Annotated in this window: 24 protein-coding genes; 10 read left to right on the top strand and 14 right to left on the bottom strand. The window is 72.0% G+C overall.

From position 1 onward, the window contains the following. Nucleotides 1-52 precede the first annotated feature (52 nt). The 3 genes from AB0J53_RS12425 (at nucleotide 53) to AB0J53_RS12415 (ending at nucleotide 2,967) form a co-directional block, all read left to right on the top strand. Nucleotides 53-1,540 (top strand): ATP-binding protein, encoded by a 1,488-nt coding sequence (locus AB0J53_RS12425; protein ID WP_364171416.1) that lies wholly within the window; start codon nucleotides 53-55, stop codon nucleotides 1,538-1,540. 100 nt (nucleotides 1,541-1,640) lie between these two features. Next, nucleotides 1,641-2,024 (top strand): VOC family protein, encoded by a 384-nt coding sequence (locus AB0J53_RS12420; protein WP_364171414.1) that lies wholly within the window; start codon nucleotides 1,641-1,643, stop codon nucleotides 2,022-2,024. A gap of 34 nt (nucleotides 2,025-2,058) precedes the next feature. Beyond that, the gene (locus tag AB0J53_RS12415; RefSeq protein WP_364171412.1) at nucleotides 2,059-2,967 is read left to right on the top strand and encodes a sigma-70 family RNA polymerase sigma factor; all 909 of its coding nucleotides are present in this window, start codon (nucleotides 2,059-2,061) and stop codon (nucleotides 2,965-2,967) included. Nucleotides 2,968-3,330: 363 nt separating this feature from the next. Here AB0J53_RS12415 and AB0J53_RS12410 read toward each other — a convergent pair whose 3' ends face one another. The 6 genes from AB0J53_RS12410 to AB0J53_RS12385 form a co-directional block, all read right to left on the bottom strand. Continuing rightward, the gene (locus AB0J53_RS12410; RefSeq protein WP_364171410.1) at nucleotides 3,331-4,092 is read right to left on the bottom strand and encodes an ABC transporter ATP-binding protein; all 762 of its coding nucleotides are present in this window, start codon (nucleotides 4,090-4,092) and stop codon (nucleotides 3,331-3,333) included. Next, nucleotides 4,089-5,147, bottom strand: coding sequence for an iron ABC transporter permease (locus tag AB0J53_RS12405; RefSeq protein WP_364171408.1), 1,059 nt, complete (start codon nucleotides 5,145-5,147; stop codon nucleotides 4,089-4,091). Before AB0J53_RS12405 ends, AB0J53_RS12410 begins: the two co-directional genes overlap by 4 nt. Next, a complete protein-coding gene (locus tag AB0J53_RS12400) occupies nucleotides 5,144-6,139 on the bottom strand; it encodes an ABC transporter substrate-binding protein (protein ID WP_357583237.1) in 996 nt (331 codons plus the stop codon). The genes AB0J53_RS12405 and AB0J53_RS12400 overlap by 4 nt, the downstream gene beginning before the upstream one ends. A gap of 95 nt (nucleotides 6,140-6,234) precedes the next feature. Continuing rightward, nucleotides 6,235-7,842 carry a discoidin domain-containing protein gene (locus AB0J53_RS12395; protein ID WP_364171405.1) on the bottom strand — a complete coding sequence of 536 codons (1,608 nt, stop codon included), beginning with the start codon at nucleotides 7,840-7,842 and terminating at the stop codon, nucleotides 6,235-6,237. A gap of 7 nt (nucleotides 7,843-7,849) precedes the next feature. Then, entirely contained in the window at nucleotides 7,850-9,397 is a 1,548-nt protein-coding gene (locus AB0J53_RS12390; RefSeq protein WP_357583233.1) for an alkaline phosphatase D family protein, read from the bottom strand. 132 nt (nucleotides 9,398-9,529) lie between these two features. Continuing rightward, entirely contained in the window at nucleotides 9,530-9,994 is a 465-nt protein-coding gene (locus tag AB0J53_RS12385) for a hypothetical protein (protein ID WP_364171403.1), read from the bottom strand. Between the two features lie 90 nt (nucleotides 9,995-10,084). Between AB0J53_RS12385 and AB0J53_RS12380 the strand changes: the two genes are divergently transcribed. Continuing rightward, a complete protein-coding gene (locus AB0J53_RS12380; protein WP_364171401.1) occupies nucleotides 10,085-10,585 on the top strand; it encodes an EF-hand domain-containing protein in 501 nt (166 codons plus the stop codon). A 12-nt stretch (nucleotides 10,586-10,597) separates the two neighbouring features. Here the strand turns inward: AB0J53_RS12380 and AB0J53_RS12375 are convergent, their stop codons facing one another. Then, complete coding sequence (locus AB0J53_RS12375) at nucleotides 10,598-11,020, bottom strand: ATP-binding protein (RefSeq protein ID WP_219509803.1); 423 nt, start codon at nucleotides 11,018-11,020, stop codon at nucleotides 10,598-10,600. A 233-nt stretch (nucleotides 11,021-11,253) separates the two neighbouring features. On the opposite strand from AB0J53_RS12375, the gene AB0J53_RS12370 reads away from it, so the two are divergent. Continuing rightward, nucleotides 11,254-12,744 (top strand): alpha-N-arabinofuranosidase, encoded by a 1,491-nt coding sequence (locus tag AB0J53_RS12370; protein WP_364171399.1) that lies wholly within the window; start codon nucleotides 11,254-11,256, stop codon nucleotides 12,742-12,744. Here the strand turns inward: AB0J53_RS12370 and AB0J53_RS12365 are convergent. After that, on the bottom strand, nucleotides 12,741-13,772 hold the full coding sequence (locus AB0J53_RS12365) for a LacI family DNA-binding transcriptional regulator (RefSeq protein WP_357583225.1): 1,032 nt from the start codon (nucleotides 13,770-13,772) through the stop codon (nucleotides 12,741-12,743). The two genes, AB0J53_RS12370 and AB0J53_RS12365, sit on opposite strands and share 4 nt — an antisense overlap. 90 nt (nucleotides 13,773-13,862) lie before the next feature. On the opposite strand from AB0J53_RS12365, the gene AB0J53_RS12360 reads away from it, so the two are divergent. The 4 genes from AB0J53_RS12360 to AB0J53_RS12345 all read left to right on the top strand — a co-directional run bounded on the left by AB0J53_RS12360 (nucleotide 13,863) and on the right by AB0J53_RS12345 (nucleotide 17,753). Beyond that, nucleotides 13,863-14,480, top strand: a complete 618-nt coding sequence (locus AB0J53_RS12360) for a helix-turn-helix domain-containing protein (protein WP_364171398.1) — start codon at nucleotides 13,863-13,865, stop codon at nucleotides 14,478-14,480. After that, the gene (locus AB0J53_RS12355) at nucleotides 14,477-15,799 is read left to right on the top strand and encodes an MFS transporter (RefSeq protein WP_364171397.1); all 1,323 of its coding nucleotides are present in this window, start codon (nucleotides 14,477-14,479) and stop codon (nucleotides 15,797-15,799) included. Before AB0J53_RS12360 ends, AB0J53_RS12355 begins: the two co-directional genes overlap by 4 nt. After that, entirely contained in the window at nucleotides 15,796-17,214 is a 1,419-nt protein-coding gene (locus AB0J53_RS12350) for an aspartate aminotransferase family protein (protein ID WP_364171395.1), read from the top strand. Before AB0J53_RS12355 ends, AB0J53_RS12350 begins: the two co-directional genes overlap by 4 nt. 62 nt (nucleotides 17,215-17,276) lie before the next feature. Next, entirely contained in the window at nucleotides 17,277-17,753 is a 477-nt protein-coding gene (locus AB0J53_RS12345; protein WP_364171393.1) for a Clp protease N-terminal domain-containing protein, read from the top strand. On the opposite strand, the gene AB0J53_RS12340 is transcribed toward AB0J53_RS12345, so the two are convergent. From AB0J53_RS12340 to AB0J53_RS12315, 6 genes are all read right to left on the bottom strand, one after another. Next, on the bottom strand, nucleotides 17,718-20,090 hold the full coding sequence (locus AB0J53_RS12340) for a glycoside hydrolase family 2 protein (RefSeq protein WP_364171391.1): 2,373 nt from the start codon (nucleotides 20,088-20,090) through the stop codon (nucleotides 17,718-17,720). The genes AB0J53_RS12345 and AB0J53_RS12340 overlap by 36 nt on opposite strands. 10 nt (nucleotides 20,091-20,100) lie before the next feature. Next, nucleotides 20,101-20,976, bottom strand: a complete 876-nt coding sequence (locus AB0J53_RS12335; RefSeq protein ID WP_364171389.1) for an ATP-binding cassette domain-containing protein — start codon at nucleotides 20,974-20,976, stop codon at nucleotides 20,101-20,103. Beyond that, a complete protein-coding gene (locus AB0J53_RS12330; protein ID WP_364171387.1) occupies nucleotides 20,976-21,917 on the bottom strand; it encodes an ABC transporter ATP-binding protein in 942 nt (313 codons plus the stop codon). Before AB0J53_RS12330 ends, AB0J53_RS12335 begins: the two co-directional genes overlap by 1 nt. Continuing rightward, on the bottom strand, nucleotides 21,914-22,798 hold the full coding sequence (locus AB0J53_RS12325) for an ABC transporter permease (RefSeq protein ID WP_364171385.1): 885 nt from the start codon (nucleotides 22,796-22,798) through the stop codon (nucleotides 21,914-21,916). The genes AB0J53_RS12330 and AB0J53_RS12325 overlap by 4 nt, the downstream gene beginning before the upstream one ends. Then, a complete protein-coding gene (locus AB0J53_RS12320) occupies nucleotides 22,795-23,787 on the bottom strand; it encodes an ABC transporter permease (RefSeq protein WP_364171383.1) in 993 nt (330 codons plus the stop codon). Before AB0J53_RS12320 ends, AB0J53_RS12325 begins: the two co-directional genes overlap by 4 nt. Before the next feature lie 63 nt (nucleotides 23,788-23,850). After that, nucleotides 23,851-25,608 carry an ABC transporter substrate-binding protein gene (locus AB0J53_RS12315; protein ID WP_364171381.1) on the bottom strand — a complete coding sequence of 586 codons (1,758 nt, stop codon included), beginning with the start codon at nucleotides 25,606-25,608 and terminating at the stop codon, nucleotides 23,851-23,853. Nucleotides 25,609-25,931: 323 nt separating this feature from the next. On the opposite strand from AB0J53_RS12315, the gene AB0J53_RS12310 reads away from it, so the two are divergent. Next, the gene (locus AB0J53_RS12310) at nucleotides 25,932-26,951 is read left to right on the top strand and encodes a LacI family DNA-binding transcriptional regulator (RefSeq protein ID WP_364171379.1); all 1,020 of its coding nucleotides are present in this window, start codon (nucleotides 25,932-25,934) and stop codon (nucleotides 26,949-26,951) included. The last annotated feature ends 5 nt before the right edge of the window (nucleotides 26,952-26,956 follow it).

The following is a 26,956-nucleotide window of genomic DNA, read 5'->3' as shown; positions in this document are numbered from 1 at the left end:
ATGAGTACAGTTATGATAATTGCACTTATCATAACTGCGAGGAGATGGCACGGTGTCGCTGCCGAAGCCCGCCGAGATGTTCGACCGTGAGCGCGAGTGGGCCGCCCTCACGACCTTCGCGACGGACGACTCGCCCGGGGCGTCACTCGGCGTGGTGTCCGGACGGCGCCGTCAGGGCAAGACCTTCCTGCTCAGAGCCCTGTGTCAGGCCACCGGCGGCTTCTACCACGCGGCCGAGGAAGCCACGGACGGCGAATCACTCCACCGCATCGGAGCGGCACTTTCCCAGCATCTCGGAGCTCCGGCGCCGCTGGCCTTCCAGGACTGGGGCGACGTCGTCGACGCGCTTCTCGCGCTGGGGCGCGACAGGGTCGTCCCCGTCGTCATCGACGAGTTCCCCTACCTCGCCAGAGCCAATCCCCGGCTGCCCTCCATCATCCAGAACGCCCTCGCTCCGCTACGGGGCGAACGCGACGCGAGCCGCACGAGGCTGCTGCTGTGCGGCTCCGCCATGTCGTTCATGGGACGGCTGCTGAGCGGCAGCGCCCCGCTGCGGGGCCGAGCCGCCCTGGAGCTCGTCGTCCCGCCTCTGGACCATCAGCTCGCCGCCGAGTTCTGGGGCGCGACCGACGCGCGCACCGCGCTCAAGCTGAACGCCATCGTCGGCGGCACCCCCGCCTACCGCCGGGAGTTCGCCAGGGACGACACGCCCGCCGGGCCGGACGACTTCGACGCCTGGGTGGTGCGTACCGTCCTGTCCCCCACCAGCCCGCTCTTCCGCGAGGCCCGCTACCTCCTGGCCGACGAGCCCGACCTGCGCGACACGGCGCTCTACCACTCCGTCCTCGCCGCGATCGCGGCAGGCAACACCACCCGCGGCGGCATCGCCTCGTTCATGGGCCGCAAGTCCGGCGACCTCGCGCACCCGCTCACCGTGCTGGAGGACTGCGGCCTGGTCAGCCGCGAACCCGACGTCTTCAAGGACAACCGCTCGAGCTTCCGCATCGCCGAGCCTCTGATCACCTTCCACCACGCCGTGATGCGCCCGATCTGGTCCGACCTGGAACACACCAGGGACGCCTCCCGCCTGTGGCAGCGCTCGCAACGGCGCTTCACCGCGAACGTGCTCGGCCCGCACTTCGAGCACCTGTGCCGCCACTGGACACGCCACTACGCGCCCGAGAGCCTGCTGGGCGACTTCCCGCACCGGGTCGGATCCGGCACCGTCAACGACCCCTCCGCCCGCACCAGCCACGAACTCGACGTCGTCGCCCACGGCCTCGACGAGGACGACCGGCAACCCCTGCTCGGCATCGGCGAGGTCAAATGGGGCGACGTCATGGGCCTCGGCCACCTTGACCGGCTCACCCGCATCCGCGCCCTGCTCACCGCCCAGAACCGGCCCGGCGCCGCGACCGCCCGCCTCCTGCTCTACAGCGCCACGGGCTTCACCACCGAACTCCGGGCCCGCGCCGCCTCCGATCCGGGCATCGTCCTGGTGGGAGCCGAAGACCTCTACCCGTCACCCGCCAAGAACTGAGACGCTCGGACACTCCCCCGCCTTGTTACCTTCCGGCGCCCCTCCCCGTCATACGGGCAACGGCCGCGGACGCGGGCCGACGACGAGATGGGACACCGGAATGCTGACGAACATCATGTACGTGACGATCCCCGTCACCGACCAGGACCGGGCGCTGACGTTCTACACCGAAGGGCTCGGCCTGGAGAAGCGCATCGACTTCCCGGGGCCGGAGGGGCGCTTCCTCACCGTGGCCGTGGCCGACAGCCCGGTGCAGCTCCTCCTCTGGCCGCACGCCGGGCAGCCGGTCGAGAAGCAGCCGGACGCCGAGGCGGGCCTGCTCATCCTCGAGTCGGACGATCTGCGGAAGGATTTCGAGGTGTTCCGCCGGCGGGGCGTGACATTCGACCAGCCCGAGCCGGAGGATTATCCGTTCGGCGTGCGCATCGAGGCGGTGGACCCGGACGGCAACCGGATCTCCCTCCGCCAGCAGCGCCGCCCATGACCCACCAGCAAGCCGACCCGAGGAACGCCACAGGATGACTGACACCAGCCGGACGGACCTGCTGGCCGCGGCCTTCGAGGCCGAGCGCGACCGGCTGGGCGCGGTCGCGTACCGCGTGCTCGGCTCGCACGCCGACGCCGAGGACGTGGTCCAGGAGGCGTGGATGCGGCTGGCCCGCCAGGACACGACGGCCATCGCGAACCTGCCTGGCTGGCTCACCACCGTGGTCGGCCGGATCAGCCTGGACGTCCTGCGGTCCCGCCGGACCCGCCCCGAGGCGACCTACGGGGACGGGCTGTCCGAGCTCGTGATCACCGTCGACGACGGCGACGAGCCCGGCGAGACCGTGTCGGTCGCCGACTCGGTGGGGCTCGCGCTGCTCGTCGTCCTGGACGTGCTCGGGCCCGGCGAGCGGTTGACGTTCGTGCTGCACGACCTGTTCGCGGTGCCGTTCGCCGAGATCGGGCAGATCCTGGGCAAGTCGGCCGACGCCACCAAGATGATCGCCAGCCGCGCCCGCAGGAAGGTACGGGCCGCCGAACGGCCGATGCTCGCCCGGCGCGAGCAGCGGCGGGTGATCAAGGCCTTCCGTGAGGCCGTCACGGACGGCGACTTCGAGGCGCTGCTGCGCGTGCTCGACCCGGACGTGAGGCTGACGGTCGACACCCCCGGCGGCGAGGTCGTCACCCTCGGCGCCACCGCCGTCGCCTCCGGCGCCCGGCTGTTCTCCGGCGCCGTCGCCCGCCACCGGGCGGTCCTCGTCAACGGCCTCCCCGGGTACGTCTCGTGGCGCGAGGACGGGACGCCGCTCTCGATCATCTCCTTCGCGGTCACCGACGACCGCATCACCGCCATCGCCATCGTGGCCGACCCGCCCCGGCTAGCATCCATCCCCCTCCCCGCCCCCGACCCCGCCCCCGCCTCCGACCCCGACCCCGCCTGAGCCGGTACCGGCCTCCAGGTCGACCGGCCCTCGGGGCGGCCCCCTTGGGAGGCGGCCAGCCTTGGGGGCGGCCAATCCATCCGGACCGCGCCCGCCCGTCTCCGCCGGTGCTTCAAAGGCCGCGGTGCACTGTGCCAGCGGCTCTCCGCCCAGGCGGTGTGCCATGCGGCGGTCGCGCGGCGCTCGGGGGTGCAGGGGGCCGGAGGCCCCTTGCCAAGGGGGTGTGGGGGAGCTCGGCTCCCCCACTGGACACAGCCCGAACCCGTCGGGCGCGAAGCGCCCCCCGGTGAGGGCCGCGCTGTTCCCGGCCCGGTGAGGGCCGCGCCGTCCCGCCCGAAGCGCCTCCCGGTGAGGGCCGCGCCGTCAGGGGAGGCGGTCGAAGACGAAGCCGAGGGAGCCGTTCATGCGCACCAGTGAGGCGCGCACCCCGAACACCTCCTCGATGAGCTCCGCCGTGAGCACCTCGCCCGGCGGCCCGCCGGCGACGATACGGCCGGCCGACATCACGTACAGCCGGTCGCAGTACGCCGCCGCCTGGTTGAGGTCGTGGAGCACGGCCAGGGTGCTGACGTCGAGTTCGCGTACGAGGTGGAGGACTTCGAGCTGGTGCCGGATGTCGAGGTGTGAGGTGGGCTCGTCGAGGAGGAGCAGCCCGCTGCGCTGGGCGAGGGCGCGGGCGATGAGGACGCGCTGTTTCTCGCCGCCGGACAGGACGGCATAGCGCCGGTCGGCGGCGTGGGCCATGCCGGTGCGGGCGAGGGCGTCGGCGCAGATGCGGTCGTCGTCGCGGGTGGTGCGGTCGAGGGCGCGTTTGTGTGGGGTTCGGCCCATGTGGACGACTTCGGAGACGGTGAAGTCGAGGTCGTCGGGGGTTTCCTGGGGGACGACGGCGACGCGGCGGGCGGCTTCGCGGGAGGGGAGGCGGGTGAGTTCGTCGCCGTCGACGGCGATGAGGCCGGCGGTGGGGCGCAGGGCGCGGTAGACGGATCGCAGGAGGGTGGATTTGCCGCAGCCGTTGGGCCCGATGAGGCCGACGAGTTCGCGTTCGCCTACTTCGAGGTCGGCGCCTTGGACGATGGGGCGGCCGTCGAGGGCGACGCGGACGCCGGAGACGGTGAGTTTCATGCGCGCCTCCGCAGCAGCCAGAGGAAGAACGGCACGCCGAGCACGGCGGTGACGATGCTGAGGGCGAGTTCCTGGGGTGCGCTGATGGTGCGGGCGGCGAGGTCGACGAGCTGGAGGAAGACGGCGCCGAGCAGGGCGGTGACCGGGAGCATGCGCCGGTGGTCGGCGCCGACGAGCATGCGGGCGACGTGCGGCACGATGAGGCCGACGAACGCGATGGCGCCGGTGGCGGCGACCATGACGCCGACGAGCAGTGAGGTGATGACGAAGAGCTGGGCTCTGAAGAGGTGTACGGGGATGCCGAGGGAGAGGGCGGTCTCTTCGCCGGCGGTGAGCGCGTTGAGGCCGCGGTGCTGCACGAGGAGCAGGGCGAGGCCGATGATCATGACGGCGGCGGGGAGGGGCAGGTTCTCCCAGCGGGCGCCGCCGAGGCTGCCCATGAGCCAGAAGAGCACCTGCTGGGCGGCGCGTCCGCTCTGGGCCTGCTGGAGGACGAAGCTGTAGAGCGCCTGGAACAGGTAGGCGAGCGCGACTCCGGCCAGCACGAGCCGGGCGGGGGTGAGGCGTCCGCTGCGCTGGGCCAGCGCGTACACGAGGGCGAGGGCGAGCAGCGCGCCGAGGAAGGCGGCGGTCGGCAGGGAGAGGCCGCCGAGCACGGTGGGCCCGGCGATGAGCACGACGACGGCGCCGAAGGAGGCGCCGGAGGAGACGCCGAGCAGGAACGGGTCGGCGAGCGGGTTGCGCACGACGGCCTGGAGGACGGCGCCGACGACGGCGAGTCCGGCGCCGACGAGCAGGGCGAGGAGGGCGCGCGGGAGCCGGTAGGTCCAGACGATCTGTTCCTGGGCGGCGGTCCAGGTCTGCTCGACGGCGCCGGGGATCAGCCGGTTCACGATGATTCCCCAGCATTCGGCCACGCCGACGGGGACGGCGCCGATGCCGACTGACAGCAGTGTGGCCACCACGATGGCGGCGACGAGGCCGAGGACGAGCAGGGAGAATCCGGTACGCCGCCGGCCGGTGGGCGGGGCGGCGGTCAACGCCTCGGTGCTCACTCCTTGAACGCCTCGGGGTGCAGGTGCCGGGCGATGTCGAAGACGGCCAGGACGTTGCGGTAGCCGGGGTGCGCGGCGGCGGCGGGGACGGGCAGGAACTCCTTCTTCGCGGCGAGCGGGCTGCCCTTGGTCATGCCGTACGCGAGGTCGGCCTTGGCCTTGGCGGCGGGCATGTTCTCGCCGCGCAGGTTGGCGTAGTCGAGGACGAGCAGCGCCTCGGGGTCGGAGGTGGCGACCTTCTCGACGCTGACCTCGGTGTAGTCGGCCTTGACGTCGGCGAGGACGTTGACGCCGCCGGCCAGGGTGATGAGCTGGTTCATGATGCCGGCGCCGCCGAAGGCGTTGACCGGGCCCTCGCCGCCGTCGGTGGCGAGCACGCGCTTGGGCGGCAGGTCCTTGACCCGGTCGCGGACGTCGTCGAGCCGGGCCTGGAGGTCGGCGACGACGGCTTCGGCCCGCTCCTCGACGCCGAAGATCTTGCCGAGGTTGCGCAGGTCGGTGAGCGTGTCCTCGACGGTGAACTCGAGCTGTTCCTGCGGGCTGCACCAGCCGCCCATGATGTAGACGGGCGCGCCGGCGGCGTCGAGCTCCTCGACGGTGGCGTAGCCGCCGGCGGCGTCGAAGCTGGCCATGCTGTTGTCGAGGACGAAGTCGGCGCCCTGCGACAGCATGATCTCCTTCTGCGGCAGCATGATCGTGCTGGAGATCTCGGGGATGGCGTCGTAGTGCTGCTTCTGGCCGGGCAGGAAGCCGTCGGGGCCGAGCTCGGTGAAGTTGGTGCGGGCGGCGACCTTGTCCTGGAGCCCGAGGGCGAGCAGCGTCTCCAGGGCGGGGTGGTAGCCGGTGACGACCTTGCTCGGCGGTTTGTCGAAGGTGAGGGTGCGGCCGCAGTTCTCGATGGTGACGTGCTTGCCGGCGGCTTGGGGTTGCGGGGCGGGCGCCGCCGCGCAGCCCGTCGCCAGGAGCAGCAGACCGGCGAGCCAGTAGCGCATGCGAGGACCTTCCAGAGTGGTACGGCGCGGCAGGGCGGACGGGTCCGCCCTGCCGCATAGCTCGCACCAATCTAGCAATTGCGAACTATTCGCAGCTATCGGGGCGTGATCTCCGCCGCCGACAGGTACTGGCCGTTGTGCCCGCGCGTCCCTTCCAGCCGTACGTAACGGGCGGTCACGGCGGGGAAGTCGGCCGTCTTGAGCCGGGCGTCCAGTGCCCACGACCCGCTCGCGACCTTGGTGAACTCCCTGCCGTCGGCGCTGACGTAGACGTGGTAGTCGAGGATGGTGCCGTTCAGGTTGCCGTCGAAGCGCGGCTGGTAGTCCAGCGCGCTCACCTGCCTGGTCTCGCCCAGGTTGAGCGTGATCGACTGCGGCAGCGGGGTGAGCGGCTGATACTCCGAGTGCCAGAACGTCGCGATGTCGCCGTCCACGGCCAGCTCGGGCCCGTTGCCCGCGTGGAAGCTGGTGGCGTACACGGCGGGCTCGGAGCAGGTCTCGGTGACGGTGACGGGCACCTCGGTGGTCTCGGAGCCGGCCCGGACCGTCAGCCGGTGCTCGCCGGGCGGCGTGTCGCGGGGCGCGGTGACCTTGACCACGACGCCGCCGCCCTGCCCGGCGGGCACGTCGAGCGCGGCCGGGGCGGTGGCCGCGAGCGGCGCCGGGGCGTCGACGGTGACGGGCAGCGACACCGGCTCGCCGGTGTTGTTGACGGCCCGCACCACCACGTCGGCGACGCGGACGGCCAGCTCGCAGTGGTCGAGCGCGATGCGGGCGGGCGTCACCGCCTGCTGGACGTCCCGCCCGGCCGCGAGCAGCGCCCAGCTGAACGGCGCGTCGGCGTAGTAGTCGGACCGGCACGCGGGCGGCGCGGTCCCGGACCGCCCGGCGTCGAAGGCCGCCTTGCAGGCGGCCACGTCCGGCAGGTCGCGGTCGTAGCCCGCCGCCAGCACGTCGCCGCGGGCGAACAGGTAGCCGGTGAGCGGCCGCGCGTGCGCGTCGCCCTTGTCGAAGAGCGCGTCACTGTACGCCCCGGGCCCGGTCAGGCTCGACCAGAACGCCTGGGGCGCGCAGCCGGCCGCCTGGTCCTTGCTCGGCGTGGCGCAGCGGCCCGCCCGGAAGTCGCCGCCGAGCACCGTGATCTGGCCTCGGGCGCGCGGGAAGCGGTCGGCGAGCTGGGGCACGGCGGTGGCCGGGTCGCCGCCGGGGTGGGCGGCGAGCAGCGGCACCCGCAGCGTCCCGTCACGCCGGGCGGCGGCCACGTACGCCTGGTCCTCGTCCTGGACGCGGTGGAAGCCGCCGGGCTGTTCGGCGAGCATGGTGTCGGTGTTGAGGATGACGGCGTTCTCGCGGACGGCGCCGTCCGGCAGGAAGGCCGTGCGCTCCCCGGCGGCCATGACGCGGTAGCGGTAGCCGGTGGCCTGGCTGAGCTTGGTGGCCAGGCGGCGGGCGCCGGGGCCGAGCACCTCGGTGAGCACCAGGGCGTCGGGCGCGGCGGGGACCTTCCCGGCCAGGCGGCGGGCGAAGGTGTCGAGGTCCCGGGTGTCACGGGCGTCGGCGGGCCGTACCGAGTCCTGAAGGCCGGCCTGGACGACCAGCACCTGGCCGGCGGGGGTGGCGGGCAGGCGCGGGGCGCCGGTGGCGGGGACGGCGAGCGCGCCGAGGGCGAGGGCGGTCGCGGCGGCGATCCGTAGGTGTCTCATCGGGGCCTCACACGTCCTGGAGGGCCGGGCGGCCGGACTCGACGGCGAACGACCTGCGGACCGAGGCGCCGCCGCCGGGCGTGGTGACCCGGTCGACGACCACGAAGTCCGTCCGCAGGAGGTCGCGGGACAGGGTGCAGCGCACGTATCCGCGCTGGCTGTTGAAGAACTTCAGGTGCGGGTTGGCGGCCAGCCACTCCTGGCCTCCGGCGGTCATGTCGGCGCCGTTGCCGCCGGAGCTGATGGAGGTGCCCATGAACTCGACGCCGACGGTCGCGGAGTCGGGGTTCGCCCAGTCGGCCTTGAGCTCGGCGGCGCAGTTGACGTGCGCGTCGCCGGTGATGACCACCGGGTTGGAGACGCGGCGGCGGGCGATCTCGGCCCAGAGGCGGTCGCGGCCGGCGGCGTAGCCGTCCCAGGTGTCGGGGTTGAGCTGCTGGAGCCCGGGGTCGGTGAGCCGGTCGAGCTGGAACATCTGGACCTGGTTGGCGATGAGGTTCCAGGTGCTGCGGGAGGAGGCCAGGCCGTCGGCGAGCCAGCGTTCCTGCTCGTGGCCGAGCATGGTGCGGTTCGGGTCGAGGCGCTGGGTGATGTTGGCGGGGCTGCGGAACTGCCGCTCGTCGAGGATGTGGAAGGTGGCCAGCCGGCCGTAGCGGAGCCGGTGGTGCAGCGACATGTCGGGGCCCTCGGGCAGGGTCGAGGGGCGCACCGGCTGGTTCTCGAAGTAGGCGCGGAAGGCGGCGGCGCGGCGGCGCAGGAAGTTCTCCGGCACCATGCGGGTGGGCGACAGGTCGGCGCCCCAGTTGTCCTCGACGTCGTGGTCGTCGACCATGAAGAACCAGGGCGCGACCGCGCGGGCGGCCTGGAGGTCGGGGTCGGAGTTGGTGAGCGCGTAGCGCAGCCGATACTGCGAGAGCGTCATCACGGCGGCGTTGTGCGCGGCCGACAGCGGCGTCCTGCGCTGGCCGCCGGTGGCGCCGATGCCGTACTCGTAGATGTAGTCGCCCATGTGGCCGACCAGGTCGAGGTCCTGGGCCGCCAGGTCCTTGTAGGCGGTGTAGAAGCCGGCCTCCCACTGCTGGCAGGAGGCGAAGGCGAAGCGGATCTCGGGGGCGCTGCGCGGGTCGGGCGCGGTCTTGGTGCGGCCGACGGCGCTGGTGTCGCCGCCGACGGCGAACCGGTACCAGTATTCGCGGCCCGGCCGCAGCCCGTTCACCTCGACGTGCACGGAGTGGGCGAGGTCGGGGTGGGCGGTGGCGGTGCCCTTGCGGATCACCCGGCGCATGCCGTCGTCCTCGGCGAGCTCCCAGCGGACCGGCACCCGCTCGCGTGGCATGCCGCCGAAGCCGTCGTCGGCCAGCGGCTCGGGGGCCAGCCTGGTCCACAGCACCACGCTGTCCGGGCGCGGGTCGCCGGAGGCGACGCCGAGCGTGAACGGGTTGGCGGGCAGCGCGGGCGCGGAGTCGGTCCAGCCGCTGGGCGCCTGGCTCAGGGCGGCGAGCCCGGCGAGGCCGGCGGCGTAGGAGAGGAGTTGTCTTCGGGAGGCGGGGGTCATCCGGTGTGCCTTTTCGTCGTTCCTGGGCCGTTCGGGGGCTGGGAAGGCGAAACCTCTCATGCGGTGATCAAACACCGAGGAACGCCGACACACCACAGGCGAGACGACAGGTGAACGAATGACCCCTAAGGGCTAGAAACGCCCCTTCTTGAACCTGCGCACGAAGATGTGCGTGTGCGAGCGGCTGAGCACCTCGACCTTCCGGCGGCGCGGATGCTCGTACATCGTGACCTTGAGGCACTTCAGCGTGACCCGGCGCGGCCCGCGCAGCGCGTCGAACGCGATCGTCTCGGTGTCGAAGCCGCGCCCGTCGTCGATGCCGATGCCGAGCTCGCGGCGGAACTTGAAGGAGCCCGGCGGGTTGAACGGCTTGGTCGCCACGATGGCCCGGTTGGCCTCGAACGGGCAGCGGACCAGCACCCGCACGTCGCTGTCCTGCCGGGGCCGCCGCGGCCTGATCTTCACCCCGGTCCACTCGTCGGTCCAGCGCAGCGGGCCGTGGTCGGCACGGGCCGGGGCCGGGGCGGTGACCTCGGCCGTCAGGCCGCCGGCCAGGCCGAGCGCCATGACGATTCCGATCCCAACGAACAGCCTCATGTTCTCCCCCATCGTCGGCGTTTCGGGGGGAGCTGATCAAGTATCGGTTACTGTGAGTAGTGAAGCAATCACTCTTCGAGAGGAGTCGCGGTGAACGACGGAAATGTGCTCCGCAGGTGTGCCGAGCGTAACTTCAAGGATCTCGACACCGATGGCGACGGCGCCCTGACCAGGGACGACTACGTGGCGCTGGCCGAGCGCCGGTGCGCCGCGGCCGGCGTCGCCCCCGACAGCCCCCAGGGCCGGTCCGTCGTCGAGGCGTACGCGGCCACCTGGGCGTCGCACGCCAGGGCCATGGACCTCGACCACGACGAGCAGATCTCGCTGGACGAGTACGTCCGGTCCTTCGAGTCGATGGTGCGCAGCGGCACGATGTCGCAGGTGCTCGCGCCGATGTTCCGGGCCACGTTCGAGCTGGCCGACCGCGACGGCGACGGCGCCCTGGCGGCCGAGGAGTTCAGGGCGCTGTGGAGCCGTCCCGCCGACGGCCTGGCGGCGGCCTTCCAGGAGGCCGACGCCGACGGCGACGGCCGCATCAGCTACGAGGAGTACGCGGACGTGCGGCACCGGCTGCTCGTCGGCGAGGCCTGACGCGCGCGGCGGTCAGCCGCGGGGCAGGGCGAACCAGGTGGCCTTGCCCGTCCGGTCGGGGCTCGTGACGTAGCGCTGCGGATGGCAGCCGTAGAAGCCGTCGGACAGCGCCGCCACGATGTGCAGGCCGCGCCCCCGCTCGGCGTCCAGGTCAGGCGGACGCTGGGCGGGCAGCGGCCTGCCGCTGTCGACCACCACGCAGACGATCTCCTTACGCCCGGCGTTCACGGCCAGCTCGTACGGCGCGTCGCCGTACAGCAGGGCGTTGGTGACCAGCTCGCTGGTCATCAGCACCGCGTCGTCGACGAGGTCGGCGGGCAGGCCGAGCCCGGTCAGCAGGTCCCGGATGGTGGTGCGGGCGTGGCGCACGGCCAAGGCGTCGCCGGGCAGCGGCCATGCGTACTGGATTCGGCTCTGCGGAGCGGATCGCAGCATGTCGTCCCTTTCCTCAACCGGGCGGAGGGTGCCGTCCCCAACCTGTACGAACACAGGAGGTTGCCAGGTTGAACCCCCGGCTGTCCCGGGGAAGTGACAACTTCGCTACTGTCCGGCCAGGCCCGTGTAAGGAACGACGCCGTCAGGGCGTCCCTGCAACCGCTTTCCGCACCCTTGACCCCATCTGCTGATAACGCTAACAATCGGGGGACCCGGTATTGAGGAGCAGCCACGTGCAGACGGCACACCTGACGATCGACCCCGCGTTCCGGGTGGCCCCCGTGCGCCGCCGCACCTTCGGCGCCTTCGTCGAGCACCTGGGCCGATGCGTCTACGAGGGCATCTACGAGCCTGGCCACCCCCGCGCCGACGACGACGGGTTCCGGCGCGACGTCCTCGACCTGACCCGCGAACTGGGCGTCACCACCGTCCGCTACCCCGGCGGCAACTTCGTCTCCGGCTACCGCTGGGAGGACGGCATCGGCCCCAGGTCCCGGCGCCCGCGCCGGCTCGACCTGGCCTGGCACAGCACCGAGACGAACGAGGTCGGCGTCGACGAGTTCATGCGCTGGTGCCGCAAGGCCGGCGTCGAGCCGATGATGGCCGTCAACCTCGGCACGCGCGGCATCGCCGAGGCGCTCGACCTGCTCGAATACTGCAACCACCCGTCCGGCACCGCCCTGTCGGACCTGCGCGTCGCTAACGGCGCCAAGGAGCCGCACGACATCCGCATGTGGTGCCTGGGCAACGAGATGGACGGCCCCTGGCAGACCGGGCACAAGACCGCCCGCGAGTACGGCAGGCTCGCCGCCGAGACCGGCCGCGCCATGCGCGTGCTGGACCGCGACCTGGAGCTCGTCGCCTGCGGCAGCTCCGGCTCGGGGATGCCCACGTTCGGCGCGTGGGAGGCGACCGTGCTGGAGGAGACGTACGACGTGGTCGACTACGTCTCCTGCCACGCCTACTACGAGGAGAAGAACGGCGACCTGGGCAGCTTCCTGGCCTGCTCGACCGACATGGAGCACTTCATCCGCTCGGTCGTCGCCACCGCCGACCACGTCGGGGCCCGGCTCAAGTCGCGCAAGCGCATCGACATCTCCTTCGACGAGTGGAACATCTGGTACATGTCGCGCTTCCAGGCCGCCGAGCCGCCCGCCGACTGGCCGGTGGCGCCGCCGCTGCTGGAGGACCACCACCACCTGGCCGACGCGGTGGCCCTCGGCGGGCTGCTGATCACGCTGCTGCGCAACAGCGACCGGGTGACGGCCGCCTCGCTGGCCCAACTCGTCAACGTGATCGCGCCGATCATGACCGAGCCGGGCGGCCGGGCCTGGCGGCAGACCACCTTCCACCCGTTCGCCCAGGCGTCGCGGCACGCGGCCGGCGACGTGCTGCGCGTCGAGCCGGTCTCACCGAGCTACGAGACCGCCGAGTACGGCGAGGTGCCGCTGCTGCACGCGGTGGCCACCCGCACCGACGCGGGCGTGACGGTGTTCGCGGTCAACCGCTCGACGGACGCGCCGCTCTCGCTGGAGATCGACGCCCGCGCGCTGGACGGCGCCCGCATCACGGCCGCGACCACGCTGACCGACGACGACGTGTACGCGCGCAACACCGCCGACGACCCTGACCGGATCGCCCCCCGCGCCAACCCGGACGTCGAGCACGACCCGATGCGGGTGCTGCTGCCGCCGGTGTCGTGGAACGTGATCCACCTGGCCTAGCGGGGCGGGGGCGCGGTGCTCTCGCGGACCACGAGCTGCGGCTCGACCAGCCGCCGCGCCCCTTCGCCCTTGCCCGCCATGCGGTCCAGCAGCAGGTGGAAGGCGTGCCTGCCGACCTCGCCGAAGTCCTGGCGCACGGTGGTGAGCGGGGGCGAGTAGTAGGCCGACTCGGGCACGTCGTCGAAGCCCACGACGCTCACGTCCTCGGGCACCCGGCGGCCGGCCTCGCGCAGGGCGCGCAGCATGCCGAGCGCCATCTGGTCGTTGCCCACGAACACGGCGGTCACCGCCGGGTCGGCGGCCAGCCGCCTGCCCAGCTCGTAGCCGGAGCGCGGGGACCAGTCGCCGCGCAGCGGCTCGTGCACCGGCCGGTCGTGGTCCTCCAGCACCGCCCGCCAGCCGTCGATCCGGTAGTTGGCGTCGAGCCAGTCGACCGGCCCGCCCAGGTGCCACACGCTCTCGTGGCCGAGGTCGAGCAGGTGGCGGGTGACGTGCTCGGCGCCGGCCCGCTGGTCGACGGTGACCACCGGGACCGGGATGTCCTCCCCCGCGTCGACCGCCACCACGGGCAGGTCGGGCGGCAGGTGGCGCAGGCCGTCGGCGGCCGACTCGTGCGGGGCGAGGATGACGACGCCGTCGACCGACTGGGAGCGCAGCCGGTGCACGGCCTCCTCGATGGAGTGCCGGCTCAGCAGGCTCAGGCTGGCGATGCTCACGCTGTAGCCGCTGAGCCTGGCGGTCTGCTCGATGCAGTAGAGCGTGGACGCCGGGCCGTACAGGGTGGTGTCGATGCTGACCACGCCGAGCACGCCGGAGCGGCCGGTGACGAGCTGGCGCGCGGCCGAGTTGGGCCAGTAGTCGAGCTCGCGCACGGCGGCGAGGACGCGCTCGCGCGTCTCGGCGCGCACCCGGTCGGGCTTGTTGAGCACCCGGGAGACCGTCATCGCCGAGACCCCCGCCAGTGCGGCGACGTCCCCCAGCACCGCCGGCCTGGTGCGCGGGCTGCGTTCGTCGGACTTCCCGGCCATGGCCGCTCACCCCCTTGCCGATAACGCTAACAGGACAGGGCCGGATTCAGCGCCCTGTTATCTCCATCAATCGATTGATAAGTTCGGGCCATGACCACCCCAGCGGAGACGATCCTCAAGGTCGCGACGGAGCTGTTCGCGGCGCACGGCTACGCGGGCACCTCCACCAGGCGGATCGCCGAGGCCGCCGGGCTCAACATCGCCACCGTCAACTACCACGTGGGCGGCAAGCGGGAGCTCTACCTGGCGGTGATGGAGCACGCCCACCGGGCCGAACGCGAGGCGCTGGAGGCGGCGCTGGCCGAGCTGCCCGGCGACGACCCGGTGGCCGCCATCCACGACCTGATCGACGCCTACCTCGACTTCTGCGTGGCCCGCCCCGAGGTGCCCGCGCTGTGGATGCACCGGTGGCTGTCCGACGCCGGCGACGTCAACGAGCTGGAGCGGCGCTACGTCCTGCCGCTGGTCGGCGCAGTCGCCTCCGCGCTGCGGCCCTCGGTCGAGTCGCGGCTCATCGACCCCGGCCTCGACCTGGAGTACGCGGTGTGGTCGGTGGTCTGGTGCGTCCACGGGTTCGCCAAGGGCGGCGTGCTCGACGCCGACGGCCGCCGCCGGGGCGCGGGCGACCGCGAGGCGCTGCGCCGCTTCCGCGCCCACCTGCACCTGTCGCTGCACCGCACGCTCGGCCTGCCTGGCCAGGCGCCGTGACGACCGCCGGACGCCTCGGGCGCGGGCGGCTGCTCGGCTACGGCGCGGGCTCGGTCGGCACCGGCGTCTTCTCCGCCGTGCCGGGACTGCTGCTGCTCTACTACCTGACCGACATGCTCGGCGTGCCCGCCGCCGTGGCCGGCGCCGTGCTGGTGACGCCGAAGATCTGGGACGTGCTGCTCAACCCGCTCGTCGGCGCGGCCAGCGACCGCGAGGCCGTGCGCACCGGGCGGCGGACCCGGCTGCTGCTGGCGGGCTCGGCGGCGCTGCCGGTGACGTTCGCGCTGATGTTCGCCGTGCCCGGCGACGTACCCGGCTGGCTGTGGGCGGGCGGCGCGTTCCTGCTGGCGGCCTCCGCGTTCGCCTGCTTCCAGGTGCCGTACGTGGCGCTGCCCACCGAGATGTCGGCCTCCCCCGCCGAACGCACCCGGATCATGTCCTGGCGGGTGGTCTGCCTGACCGTCGGCATCCTCGTCGCGGGCGGGCTGGCCCCGGCCGTGGTCGACCTGGCCGGCGGCGGCCGGGGCGGCTACGCGGTCATGGGCGTCACCGTGGCCGCGGTGATGGCGGTCGCGCTGGTCACCGCGACGCTGTCCACCCGCTGGGTCGACTCGCGGCCCGGCCCGCGCCCGCTCGGCGTCGTGGCCGCCTTCCGGCTGGCGCGCGGCAACGCCGCCTTCTTCGCGCTGCTCGCCGCGTTCGTCACGCAGGCGCTCGGCGTGGCCGTCATGCTCGCGGGCGCGCCGTACGTGGCCTCCTACCGGCTGGGCGACTACGGGCTGACGACCGTGCTGTTCGTCTGCCTCGTCGCCCCCAGCACGGCCGCCGTGCCGGTGTGGGCCCGGCTGTCCCGGCGGCACGGCCCGGTGCGCTGCTACCTGGTGGCCACGGTCGGCTTCGGGCTGGTCACGCTCGCGCTCGTGCCCGCCGTCCAGGCCCGCTCGCTCACCGCCACGCTGGCGCTCGTCGCGGTCGCCGGCGTCTGCTACGCCGCGCTGCAGCTCCTGCCGCTCGCCATGCTGCCCGACACCGTGCACGCCGACAGCGCCCGTACGGGACACGCGCAGGCGGGCGCGTTCACCGGGCTGTGGACGGCGGGCGAGACCGCCGGGCTGGCGCTCGGCCCCGGGCTGTTCGCGCTCGTGCTCACGCTGTCCGGGTTCGCCTCCGCGCCCGCCGAGACGCCCGTCGCCCAGGAGCCGGCCGCGCTGACCGGGCTGCTGCTCGGCTTCACCGCGCTGCCCGCCGTGCTCATGCTGCTCAGCCTGCCGTTCATCGCCCGCTACGGGCGGCTCGCCCGAATCAAGGAGACCCTGTGAACCTGCCCGCGACCGGACGCACGCCCGAGGACCTGCTGGCCGAGCTCGCCACGCTCAGGGAGCACGACCTGCCGGTGCGCGGCGGCCAGGTGACGTCGTACGTGTACGACACCGGGCGGCCCGAGGTGCACGAGGCGGCGGCCCGCGGCTACCTGGAGATGCTGGAGGTCAACAGCCTCGACCCGACCGCCTTCCCGAGCATCGTGGAGATGGAGAAGCAGGTCGTCGGCGCCGTCGCCGACCTGCTCGGCGGCGGCCACGGCATCTTCACCAGCGGCGGCACCGAATCGATCATGCTGGCGGTCAAGGCCGCCCGCGACGCCGCCGGGCGGGCCCGGCCCAACCTGGTGGCGCCCGTCACCGCGCACCCCGCCTTCCACAAGGCCGCCCACTACCTGGGGCTGGAGGTCAGGGCGGTGCCCGTGGACCTCGGCACGTACAAGGTGCCCGTCCAGGCCGTCGCCGACGCGATCGACGAGGACACCGTGCTGGTCGTCGTGTCCGCGCCCGCCTACCCGCAGGGGGTGATCGACCCGGTCGAGGAGGTCGCCGCCGTCGCCGCCTCGGCCGGGGTGCGCTGCCACGTCGACGCCTGCGTGGGCGGATGGCTGCTGCCGTGGCTGCGCGAGGCCGGGGCGGACGTGCCGCCGTTCGACCTGTCGGTGCCGGGGGTGACGTCGATCTCGTGCGATCTGCACAAGTTCGGGTACGCGCCGAAGGGGGCGTCGGTGGTGCTGTTCGCCGACCCGGCGCTGCGGCGCAAGGCCTACTTCGCATCCGCCGCCTGGCCCGGCTACACGATCATCAACGCCACCGTGCAGAGCTCGCGCACCGCCGGGCCGCTCGGCGGCGCCTGGGCCACCCTCCAGGCGCTCGGCCGTGACGGCTACCTGGAGCTCGGCCGGACCACGCTGGAGGCCGCCGCCCGGCTGCGCAAGGGGCTCGCCGGGATCGACGGGCTGCGGGTGCTCGGCGAGCCGGAGTCCACGCTGATCGCCTTCACCGGAGACGACGTGGACGTGTTCGTCCTGGCCGACGAGGCGCGGGCGCGCGGCTGGTTCCTGCAACCGCAGCTCTCCTACGCGGGCATCCCGGCGAACCTGCACATCACGGTCACCGGCGTGACGCTCGCCGGGGTGGACGCCATGCTGGAGGTCATCGCCGAATCGGCCGCCGCCGCCCGGCGCATCGGCCCCGCCACCCTGCCCGACGGCCTCGTCGACCTGATCGCCGGCCTCGACCTGGACGCCCTGGACGACGCCGCCTTCGCCGAACTGGCCGCCTCCGTCGGCGTCGACCTGCGCCCCGGCACCGGGCAGCCCCGCATGGCCGTGGTCAACACCGTCCTGGACGCCCTCCCGGCCCCGGTCCGCGAGTCCGTCCTGGTCCGCTTCCTGTCGGTGATCTACGGCTGACGCCGCCGCGCTCACTAGCATGCTCAGCGACGAGACCTGATCCACCTGCGAGGAGTGGCGGCATGTTCGAGAAGTTCACCGGACGGGCGCGGCGCGTCCTCATCCTGGCCCAGGAAGAGGCCAGGATGCTCAGCCACGACTCCATCGGCGGCGAGCATCTCCTGCTCGGCCTGATCCATGAGAACGAGGGCCTGGGCGCCCATGTCCTCAAGAGCCTGGGCCTCACCCTTGAGGGTCTGCGCTCCCAGGTCGCGGAGAGCAGGGGCCGGGGCGGGCAGCCCGCGCAGGGCTACCTGCCATTCACCCCGCCGGCCGAGCAGGCGCTCAAGGCGGCGCACGAGGAGGCCGTGCGGCGCGGCCTCGACTACGTCGGCACCGAGCACCTCCTGCTCGGCCTCGTCCGCGACGGTGCGAGCCCGGGCGCCCAGGTGCTGGTCAAGCTCGGCGTCGACCTCGGCCGGGTCGAGCGCACCGTGGACGAGTTCGTCCAGCGGACGCTCGGGTCAGCGGTCGTTGACGCAGCGCAGGACCGGGGGTGAGGTCAGGGCGTCCGCGTCCAGCGATTCGCCCGACGTCACGTGGAAGGTCGCCGTCTCGCCCGGCAGGAGGGTGACGAGCAGATCGTCCACTGAGGCCGCCGGGTCGAGGCGGTCGGGGAAGAGCGCCAGGTCGCGCAGGACCGTGCGGGCGGTGACCGTGACCCGGTAGCCGCCGTCCACCGGCTCGGCGCTCGCGTCGTAGGCCGCCGGGGGGAACGCCACGGCCGGGTCCTCGGCGAAGAACGCCACGGTGCGCCGGTCGCCGAGCGAGACCGTGAGCAGCTCGCCCGACGGATCGTCCGGCGCCGACAGCGCGGGCGGCAGCGGCACCCGGACGACCGAGCGCGGCCCGGCCTCGACCGGGACCGACTCCTTGGCCAGCGGTTCGCCGGCGAGGGTCCGGCGGACCAGCAGCAGCTCACCGCGCCACGCCGCGCCGCCGCCGTTGACCACCGCCACCTCGTCCCCCTGCACGCTGAGCAGCCGGTCGGCGTAGACGCGGCGGAGCGCGTACCAGAGGGGCTTGCGGCGGCCATCGCCGTCGACGGCGGCCCACGAGGTGACCGGCCAGCAGTCGTTGAGCTGCCACACGATCGTGCCCATGCAGTGCGGCGCGAGCGCGCGGAACCGCTCGATGCCGAACGTCATGGCCCTGGCCTGGTTGAGCTGGGTCAGGTAGTGCCAGTCGTCGAACGAGCCGGGCCGGGGCAGGTGGTCGCCGAGTCCGCGCAGCAGCTTGGCGTTGCCGTCGTCGGCCTTCTGGTGGTGCAGCACCAGCGGCGCGTCGGCGGCCAGCTCGCCGGAGACGGCGCGGCGCAGCGTGGCGTACGCGGGCGGGCCCTGGAAGCCGAACTCGGCGACGAACCGGGGCGTGTAGGCGGCGTAGCGGGTGTAGTCCTCGCGGTTCCACACGTCCCAGATGTGGATGGTGCCGCTCGACGGGTCCTGCGGGTGCCTGCCCGGGTCGGCGGAGAACGGGCTGCCCGGGATGTACGGGCGGGTGGGGTCCAGCTCGGCGACGATCGACGGCAGCAGGTCGTGGTAGAAGCCGCCGCCCCAGCTCCGGCCCTCCAGCGGCTCCTGCCAGGACCAGTCGGCGTACCCCTCCAGGTTCTCGTTGTTGCCGCACCACAGCACCAGGCCGGGGTGCGGGGCCAGGCGGGTGACCTGTTCGCGGGCCTCGGCGGTCACCTCGGCGCGGAACGGCTCCTCCTCCGGGTAGGCGGCGCAGGCGAACGGGAAGTCCTGCCACACCATCAGCCCCAGCTCGCCGGCCAGGTCGTAGAAGTCCTCGCTCTCGTACAGCCCGCCGCCCCACACCCGCAGCAGATTGACCCCGGCGTCCACGGCCTGGGCGAACCGGGCGGCCAGGCGTTCGCGGGTGACGCGGCTGGGGAAGCAGTCGTCGGGGATCCAGTTGACGCCCTTGACGAACACCGGCTCCCCGTTGACCGACAGCCGGAACGCGTCCCGGTCCAGCTCGACGCTCCGGAAGCCGATCTTCCGCTGCCAGCGGGACCCGCCGAGCCGCACGGTCAGCTCGTACCGGTGCGGCTCGCCGTACCCGCGCGGCGACCAGAGCAGCGGGTCGGGCACGGACAGGGAGACGACGGCGGTGCGCTGCCCGGCGGCGAGCGGCACCTCGGCGCTGACCCCGGCCACGTCGGCGGTGAGCGTGAGCGGCGCCTCGGTGGCGCGCTCGACGCGCACGTGCACGTCCACCACGCCGGCCGGGCCGTCCAGCCGCACCTGCGGGCGGACCTCGGCCAGCCGGGCGCCGCTCCAGCTCTCCAGCCCGATCGGCCGCCAGATCCCGGCCGTGACCAGCGCGGGCCCCCAGTCCCAGCCGAAGTTGCAGGCCATCTTGCGCACGAACGAGTACGGGGCCGCGTAGGCGCCGGGCCGGAAGCCGAGCCGTTCGCGCAGCGCCTCGGCGTGGGCGACGGCCGGCTCGAACGTCACGGTGAGCGTGTTGGCGCCCTCGCGCAGCAGGTGGCGCACCGGGAACCGGTAGGAGCGGTGCTGGTTGGCGGTGCTGCCCACGGTGACGCCGTTGAGCGTGACCGTGGCGACCGTGTCGAGGCCGTCGCACACCAGATCGGTGCGCTCGTGCTCGTCGCCCTGCCAGGTGAAGACCGTCGTGTACGCCCAGCGGGTGTCGCCGATCCAGGCCAGCCGGTTCTCGTTGTCGTCCAGGTAGGGGTCGTCGATGAGGCCGGCGGCCAGCAGGTCGGTGTGCACGCAGCCGGGCACGCTCGCGGGCACGTCCGTCGGTCCGGCGTCCCGCGGGACGGCCGACAGGGTCCAGCCGTCGTGCAACGGTCGGTACGCGCTCAAGTAGGTCTCCTTAGCAGTCGCTGAGCTGGGCACATGCCACGAAGTGCCCGGGGTCGGCCTCCAGCAGCCCGCCGGTGGCGCCGCGCTCGTGGTAGAGGCAGGTGGTGACCGGCGCGGCCTCCTCCCAGGGCGCGTGCAGCCGGGGGACGGCCGACAGGAGTTGCCTGGTGTAGGGGTGCAACGGGTCGTCGAACACCTTCGCCGTCACGCCCATCTCCACCACCGTGCCGCGCCGCAGCACGACGGTACGCTCGGCCAGGTAGTGCCCGAGCGACAGGTCGTGCGTCACGTACAGCACGCCGAGACCCCGGCCCTTGAGCTCGGCCAGCAGGTTGAGCACGTCGATGCGGGTGGAGGCGTCGAGCATGCTGGTGATCTCGTCGGCGATCAGCAGCTTGAGGTCGAGCAGCAGCGCCCGCGCGATGAGCAGCCGCTGCAACTGGCCGCCGCTGAGCTGGTGGGGGAACTTGCCCAGCACCTCGTCCGGGTTGAGCCGCACGTCGCGGACGGCCGAGCGGACCCGTTCGGCCCACTCGGCCTCGGGGACCGCCGGGTAGTAGCTCTCCTTGATGAGCCGGAACACCCGGTCGGCCTTGAAGACGGGGTTGTAGCAGCTGAACGGGTCCTGGAAGACGCCCTGGACGGACCGGTAGTACTCCTTGCCCGGCCGGACCGCGACGCCGTCCACGGTGATGGAACCGCTGGTGATCGGGACGAGGCCGAGGATCATCTTGCCGAGCGTGCTCTTGCCGCTGCCGCTCTCGCCGATGAGCGAGACGACCTCGCCGGGCCGCACGTCGAAGCTCACCGCGTCCACGGCCGTCATGGTCCTGCCGCCGAAGGTGCCGACCTTGTACACCTTCGTGACGTTGTCGACTTTCAGCATCAGGCCTTCCAGCACGCGACGAAGTGGTTGGGCTCGATCTCGACCGGCGGCGGGTCCTCGGCGCACTCCTCGCCCGCCATCGGGCACCGGTCGCGGAACCGGCAGCCCTTGGGCGGGTCGAGCAGCGACGGCGGGCTGCCCGGGATGCCGGTCAGCTTGCGGTCCTGGTGGCGCACGCCGATCTCCGGCAGCGAGTTGATCAGCAGCCGGGTGTACGGGTGCCGCGGGGCCCTGGTGAGCCGGTCGGAGGGCGCCTTCTCGGCCAGCCGGCCCGCGTACATCACCATGATCGTGTCGGCGATGTGCGAGGTCAGCGCCAGGTCGTGGGTGATGAAGATCATGCTCTTGACGTAGCCGCTCTCCCGGAAGCCGAGCAGCGCCTTGGCCACCGCCTGCTGCGTCGACACGTCCAGCGCGGAGGTGATCTCGTCGGCGATCAGCAGCGACGGGTCGAGCAGCGTGGAGATGACCATCACCATGCGCTGCTTCATGCCGCCGGACAGCTCGATCGGATAGCGGTCGAGCACGTCACGCGGCAGGCCCACCAGGTCGAGGCGGCTCTCCAGCTCCTTGACGTCGAGCGTGACCCCGCGCGAGCGCAGCAGCTCGCCGACCATCCTGCCGATCCTGCGGGTCGGGTTCATGGCGCTCATCGAATACTGCGGGATGAGCGACACCTCGTGGAAGCGGAAGGCGACCATCGCCCTGTCGTCGCCGACGGGCAGCTCGCGGCCGTCGAGCTCGACCGTGCCCCCCGCGTGGCGCATCCGGCCGTCCATCCGGATCAGGCTCTTGCCCAGCGTCGTCTTGCCGCAGCCGGACTCGCCCGCCAGGCCCAGGATCTCGCCGTCCGCCATGCCGAAGGAGACCCCGTCGAGCGCCTTCACCTCACCCCTGAGCGTGCGGTAGTGCACCCTCAGATCGTTGACCCGCAGACTCATGTCTCCCTCAGCTTCGGGTTGAAGACCTCGTCGAGGCCCACGTTGGCCACGTACAGGGCGCCCACGACGGCGGTGATGGCCGCGCCCGGCGGGACGAACCACCACCACAGGCCGAGCTGGAGCGCGCTCCACTGGGTCGCGTTCTGCAGCATCAGGCCGAGCGAGACGCCCTCGGTCGGCCCGAGGCCGATGAAGTCGAGCGAGGCCGCGATCAGGATGGAGCCGCCGAACAGCAGGATGAAGGTCATGAACAGGTACGAGCTCATGTTGGGCGCGATCTCCCGCATGATGATCCTGCGGGTGCTCACGCCGCTCAGCCTGGCCAGGTCCACGAACTCGCGGCTGCGCAGCGAGAACGTCTGCGCCCGGATCGCCCGCGCCGCCCACGGCCACGAGGTCAGGCCGATGAACAGCGCCTGGAGGCCGACGCTCCTGATGCCCAGGTAGGCGTTGATGATGAGCAGCACGGCCAGCGTCGGGATGACCAGCACGACGTTCGTCAGCATGTTGAGCACCTCGTCGACCAGGCCGCCCCGGTAGCCGGCGACGAACCCGATCGCCATCGCGATCACCGCCGCGATCCCGCCGCCCATCGCCCCGGCCAGGAACGTCGTGCGCAGCCCGTACACGAACTGGGTGAACACGTCCTGGCCGAACGTCGTCGTGCCGAACCAGTGCTCGGCCGAGGGCGGCAGCATGGGCCCGGCCACGTACTCGTTGGGCGGGGCCGAGCCGAGCAGCAGCGGCCCGAGCAGTCCGACGAGCAGCAGCACGAGCACGATGCCGAAGCCGATGAGCAGCTTGGTGTTGCGCACCGCGAAGTACAGCGCCTCGCGGCGCACCACCCGCTCTTCCGCGGGCAGGGTGGTGGTCGTGGTCATGCGGCACCCGCCATTCCCGCTCGTGTCCGGGGATCGACGATCACGTACACGATGTCGATGATGAAGTTGGCCAGCAGCACCCCGATCACGATGAACATGAACGTGCCCTGGAGCAGGAAGAAGTCCTGGTTCTGGATGGCCTTGAGGATCAGGCTGCCGAGCCCCGGGTAGGAGAACACGATCTCGGTCACCAGCGCCCCCGCGACGAGCACGCCGAGCTGCAGCGCCAGGCCGGTGATCTGGGGCAGGATCGCGTTCCTGAAGGCGTAGCGGCGGATCAGCCGGGTCGGCGCGCCGAGCGCCGCCAGGTAGTTGGAGTAGTCCGACTCCAGCTCGTAGATGATCATGTTGCGCATGCCGATCGCCCAGCCGCCCAGCGCCACGACGAACAGCGACAGGAACGGCAGCGTCCAGTGGTGCAGCAGGTTGACCAGGAAGGCCCAGCTCCAGCTCGGCTGCAGCGCGAAGCTGTAGCCGCCGGCCACCGGGAACCAGCCCGCCGTCACGCCCAGCCCCCACGCCAGGATCACGGCCAGCCACATGTACGGCATCGCCGTCAGGACGTAGCCGACCGGCAGGACCGTGTTGTCCAGCAGCTTGCGCCGCGCCGCGAACGCGCCCAGCCGGTTGCCGATCCAGTAGCTGAGCAGCACCGCCGGGATCATCAACCCCAGCGTGTACGGGACCGCGCCGAGGATGACGTCGGCCACCGGGGTCGGGAAGACCCAGATGCTGATGCCGAAGTCACCCTGGAACAGGGCGCCCCAGAAGTTCAGGTACTGCTGCCAGATCGGCTGGTCGAAGCCGAACAGGTTCGTGTAGTAGGTCCGCATCGCCTCGACGGCCGCCGGCTGCGACACGCGGGCCCTGGCCAGCATGCTCGCGACGGGGTCGCCGGGCATGAAGCGCGGGATCATCCAGTTGACGGTGACGGCGACCACGAAGGTCAGCCCGTAGATGAGCAGTTTCCTGCCGAAGTATTGGCGCACGTGAGGTCTCCCAAGCGGCCCCCTCCGCCCGGCGGGCGAGCGGAGGGGGCACCCGTCATCCGGTCAGCCGGCCGCCGGCTGGAGCTGGGTGAGCGTCTCGAACCCGCCCAGCTCAAGCCAGTTGCGCCACATCACGGGAGCCGACTTGGGCGTCCCGGCGGCCGACGACGGCCAGTTCTTCCACACGCTGGTGCTGGACTGGGACCACAGGCCGTTGTACCAGAGCGGGATGATCGGCATCTCCTGGAGGTGGATCTTCTGGATCTCGGAGATGACCTTCTTCATGCCCTCGATGTCGTCGGTCTTGACCCGGTCGAGCTGCTGGACGAGCTCCCAGGCCTTCTTGTTCTCGTACCGCCCGAAGTTGACGGTGTTCTGCTGCTTCCTGATCGGGAGCTGGAAGATGTAGTCGTAGTAGGTCCACGGGCTGCTGGAGAGCTGCCGCTCGTTGTTGACCACCAGGTCGAACTTGCCCTCGCCGCGCTTCTGCACGAGCGCGTTGAAGTCGGGGAACTCGGGGTTGACGTCGATCCCGGCCGCCTTGGCACTGCTGGAGATGACGCGGGCCGCCTCCATCCAGTCGGTCCAGCCGGCGGGCACCTCGATGGTCAGGCTGATCTTGGAGCCGTCCTTGTTCTCCACCAGCCCGTCGCCGTCGGTGTCCTTGTAGCCGGCGTCGGCCAGCGCCTTCTTGGCGGCGGCGGTGTCGAAGGTGAACCCGTCGGAGGCCACCACGCCCTGGTCGACGAACTGGTCCCACTGCGGCAGCAGGCCGGTCGGGCTGGCCGCCTTGACCAGGTTGCCGTAGACGCCCTCGACGATCTTCTTGACGTCCACGGACGCGGCCAGCGCCTTGCGGAAGGCCGGGTCGTCCATCGGCTTCTTCGTGGTGTTGGGCACCAGCCAGGCGGTGTTGGCCGACAGCATGTACGGCGGCTCGTTGTAGAACGTCGTGATGCCGAAGTTGCCCTTGACCAGGTTGGCGACGCCGGGCAGGAAGTTGTTGCTCATGTCCATGCCCTTCTGCAGGAGCATGCCCATGGCCACCTCGTTGCTGGGGGTGGCGACGTCGACGATGTACCGGGGCTTGGGCTCCATGCCGAGCGCCGTCTTGCCCCACCAGTCGTCGCGCTTGACCCAGACCACGCGGTCCTGGTCGTGGCTCTGATACATGTACGCGCCGCTGCCCACCGGGTTCTCGTTGACGCCGTTGAGCACGTCCTCCTCGGAGCGGTCCTTCCAGACGTGCTCCGGCACGATGACGCGGCTGTAGAGGTTGAAGTCCCATTCCTGGTAGTTGGCCTGGGAGAACGTGAAGCGCACGGTCTGGTCGTCGACCGCCTCGACGCTCTTCAGCCAGTCCCAGATGTTGTGGTACGGGATCGTCTCCATCTTGCCGAGGCTGTAGGAGAACGCCACGTCCTTGGCCGTCAGCGGCTTCCCGTCGGACCAGGTGACCCCGGTGCGGATCTTGGCCTCGTACGTGGTGTCGTCCACCCAGCTTCCGCTCTCGGCGATCCACGGGGTGAGCTTGGCCGCGTTCGGGTCGTAGTGGAACAGGCTCTCGTAGACCAGGCCCTTGGTGCCGGTGGCGGAGTCCCATTCGCGGATCGGGTTGAAGTTGGCCGGCGGGCCCCACTGGGTGCCGGTGGTGTAGAGGGTCTCGTTGCGCGGCAGCTCGCCCGTGGCGCCCTGGCCGGTGGCGGCGGGGGCGGCTTGGGTGTTCTGGGTGGCCGCCGGTGTGGCGCCGCCGCCCGTACAGGCGGTGGCCGTCAGGCCAGCCGCGAGGAGCGGTATCAGGATCCGCGCCCGGGTCTGCATCTGTTTCTCCTTCCCCCACCGAAGCGGAGGTCGACCGTCCTGTCCAACCCCGAGATCGGCGGCCCGGGACGTGTGACGCCGCCGCTTCCCCGGGCCCGGCGAAAGCCCGCTGACCTGCACAGGAGCCTCTTGGGAGCGCTCCCGCGACCGGCCGTGCCGAGCGCTGTCGCTGAACCGGTGAAGTACCGTGACGGTAAATACGGCGTGACGACGGCGTCAAGAGTCGTGATGCGTTTGAGACGATGGGGCCGCCGAAGTGCGGTTGGGGAGGGCGGTAGTAAAGTTCGGGTGCACTGACTAACCGGTTCACAAGTGGAGGCTCGGTGAAGCGACCGACGATCGCCGACATCGCCCGGCGAGCGGGCGTCTCCAAAGTGGCCGTCTCCTACGCCCTCAACGACCGCCCCGGCGTCTCCCCCGCCAAACGCGCCGCCATCAAGGCCATCGCCGAGGAGATCGGCTGGCGCCCCAACTCCGCCGCCCGCGCGCTCAACGGCGCCCGCGCCCGCTCCGTCGGCCTCACCGTGTGCCGCCCCGCCCGCATCCTCGGCGTCGAGCCGTTCTTCATGGAGCTGATCAGCGGCATCGAGAGCGAGCTGGCCAGCCACTCCTACGCGCTGATGCTCCAGGTCGCCGCCTCACCCGACCAGGAGATGGACATCTACCGCCGCTGGTGGGGCGAAGGCCGCGTCGACGGCGCCATCCTCGTCGACCTGCGCTTCTCCGACGCCCGCGTCACCGCGCTCAAGGAGCTCGGCCTGCCCGCCGTCGTCATCGGCCACCCGTCGGAGGCCGGCACCCTGACCCCCGTCTGGTCCGACGACGCCGTCGCCATCCGGGAGACCGTCGAATACCTGGCGGCACTCGGCCACCGCCGCATCGCCCGCGTCGCCGGCCTGCCCGAGCTCGTCCACACCGTGCTGCGCGACCAGGCGTTCACCGCCGCCTGCGACGACCTGGGCCTCGACCGGCCCGCCATCATGCACACCGACTACACCGGCGAGGAGGGCGCCCGCGCCACCCGCCGCCTCGTCAGCGCCGCCACCCGGCCCACGGCCGTCGTCTACGACAACGACATCATGGCCGTGGCGGGCATGTCGGCCGCCCACGAGATGCGCCTCGACGTCCCCGGCGACCTGTCGATCGTCGCCTGGGACGACTCGGCGCTCTCCCAGGTCGTCCGCCCCGCCCTCAGCGCCCTGACCCGCGACATCCCCGCCTACGGCGCCCACGCCGCCCGCGCCCTGCTCGCCCTCATCGCCGGCGAGGAGGTCACCGGCATCCAGGACGAATCCGCCCGCCTCGTCCCCCGAGGCAGCACCGCCCCACCCCGCCCCGCCTGACCGGC

This window comes from Nonomuraea sp. NPDC049725, assembly GCF_040674795.1.
GTDB lineage: Bacteria > Actinomycetota > Actinomycetes > Streptosporangiales > Streptosporangiaceae > Nonomuraea > Nonomuraea ceibae.
This window is presented reverse-complemented; position numbering and strand designations above follow the sequence as displayed.